The following is a 2,333-nucleotide window of genomic DNA, read 5'->3' as shown; positions in this document are numbered from 1 at the left end:
CAGGGGTGTCGAAAGAGTCAACTGCGGTCCAAAGCTGTTGGACTTGGGTGAAAAGGGCGTTTATTCTTCCTATACGTTCATTAGGTCATCTAGCCTTTCTTCCGCAGGTTTTGTTCTTGGTTTTTTAGGGGGTAATGTCATAGGGTTTGTCTCTTAATATCTTGTGCTAAAAGCAAATCTGATAGGGGTATCATAGCACTTAATATTGATATGCTAAAACTTAGCTCGCTGGTAGCTTCGCTATTTTAACTATCTTTTTGGTGCTTCTATAAAAAGATAAAATAAATACAATCAATAAAACATACATTATCGCACCAATCATCCATATCCAGCCATCCCAACTTGCCAGTGTTTGACCAAAAATAAAGCTAAATAATAATGGGCCGATCACCCCCGTCGTATTGGTTAAGCTGACTAGAACGCCTTGTAGCTTACCTTGGTTAGTTTGATTGACTTGAGCTGACATTAACCCCTGTAAGGCTGGTAGCGCAATACTGCCGCCGGCGAGTAAGATTAATGTAGGGTAAATCATCCAACCCTTTGTCAATAATGACAAAATAATGAATGCTGCTCCATCAACAACAAAGCCCACAATAATCGTCACTTTTTCATTGAATTTCTTGGCGATTGCGCCCGCTACAAATGCTTGGAACAAGGCATGCATGATGCCTAACCCCGCTAAAGATAGGCCGATCTCCATACTGCCCCATTGAAAACGATGTTCCGTAAATAACACCCATGTCGTTGCTGGAATTTGCCCTATCATTTGAGTCATAAAAAAGATAAATAACAATAGTATGACTGGCTTGATCACTTGCAGGAAAGGTCGCGAATTTTCTGCTGTTTCTGTGGTGTTTTTTTCAGTATTTTTGATTTTATTATCTTTAAATATCAACATAATAACTAAAAAAGAGAGCGCATTTAAAATGGCAGCAATAATAAAAGGAAGATGAGCTGAGAATTGCCCTGTAAAGCCGCCAATTGCAGGGCCAGAGATTAACCCGACACCAAAAGCCGCCCCTAAGCGTCCAAACCACTTAGTACGCTCTTGTGAAGCAGTATTGTCAGCAATAACAGAAGCGGCGACCGCACCTGTTGCGCCAGTAACTCCAGAAATTAATCGCCCAACGTATAGCATCCAAAGTGAGCTAGATAATGCAAGCAAAGTGTAATCCACAGCAGCGCCTGCAAGAGATAGTAGTAATATTGGTCGGCGCCCGAATTTATCAGACCATTTGCCAAGTAGAGGAGCAAAAAAAACCTGCATGATGGCATACAGTGCCAGCAGGATACCGTAATGATTTGCTAAATTTTCAGCCGACACGTATTCACGTAACAATGTAGGCAATACAGGCATGATCAAGCCGATCCCCATAGCATCTAGGGCGGTGATCGTTAAAGCGGTGATCGCAAATTTATTCATCGTTTTTTCTCTATCATTGATAGAGTTGGAATATATCCCTATCAGTGATAGAGTGTCAATAGAAAAAAAGAGAGGGCAGTATGGCGCGATTAGATAAAGAAACCATCATCACAGTGGCATTAGAGTTGCTAAATGAAGTGGGAATGGAAGGGCTGACAACGCGAAAACTAGCTCAAAAACTGGGCGTAGAGCAGCCTACACTATATTGGCATGTGAAGAACAAGCGCACATTGTTGGATGCATTATCTGTTGAAATGCTAAAGCGTAATCATCGTCATTCATTACCCGCAGTTGGGGAAACGTGGCAACAATTTTTACGTAATAATGCATTGAGCTTTCGTGATGCATTATTAAGTTACCGTGATGGCGCAAAAGTGCATTTAGGGACTCGCCCGAGTTCAGACCAATATGACACCGTAGAAATGCAGTTGCAGTTTATGGTGGACAATGGTTTTTCATTAAAATGTGGGTTATATGCAATAAGCGCGGTTGGTCATTTTACGTTAGGTTCTGTGTTAGAGCAGCAAGAACATATCGCAGCACTTAATGATAGGCAACAAATAGCAGATGATACGATGCCTCGACTATTAAAAGATGCTTTGCAAATTATGGATCAAGATGATGGCACAGAGGCTTTTTTATTTGGTTTAGAAGCATTGATTAATGGTTTCGAAAAGCAGTGATAAGGTGTCTGTGTTTTTAGGCTCGCACAATAGGGGGGATTTGTGCGAGTGGTGGATTTATTTAGAACATTGTTTTTCAATTTGGCGTTTTTGTTCTACCAATTTTTTAGCTGTTGCCATCGCGAGTTGTTCATCGGCTTGCATTTTTGCTAAACACAGTATTGCAAGGACGCGGAACATGCCTCATGTGGCGGCCAGGACGGCCAGCCGGGATCGGGATACTGGTC

At 41.8% G+C, this 2,333-nt stretch carries 2 protein-coding genes; one reads left to right on the top strand and one right to left on the bottom strand.

Annotated elements, in window-relative coordinates; all coding sequences use genetic code 11:
* Nucleotides 1-220: 220 nt before the first annotated feature.
* Nucleotides 221-1,423: a tetracycline efflux MFS transporter Tet(59) gene (gene tet(59), locus I3254_RS00415; protein ID WP_001031679.1), complete on the bottom strand. Its 1,203-nt coding sequence runs from the start codon at nt 1,421-1,423 to the stop codon at nt 221-223.
* 80 nt (nt 1,424-1,503) lie between these two features.
* Between tet(59) and tetR the strand changes: the two genes are divergently transcribed.
* On the top strand, nt 1,504-2,106 hold the full coding sequence (gene tetR, locus I3254_RS00410) for a tetracycline resistance transcriptional repressor TetR (RefSeq protein WP_000113092.1): 603 nt from the start codon (nt 1,504-1,506) through the stop codon (nt 2,104-2,106).
* Nucleotides 2,107-2,333: the final 227 nt, after the last annotated feature.

This window comes from Psychrobacter sp. Ps2 (assembly GCF_022129405.1).
Lineage (GTDB): Bacteria > Pseudomonadota > Gammaproteobacteria > Pseudomonadales > Moraxellaceae > Psychrobacter.
The sequence above is the reverse complement of the archived record's forward strand: the minus strand, read 5'-3'. Positions and strand labels throughout refer to the sequence as shown.

Coding starts and splice junctions, on each gene's coding strand:
- tetR (WP_000113092.1), top strand. CDS start 1,504: ATGGCGCGATTAGATAAAGAAACCATCATCACAGTGGCATTAGAGTTG.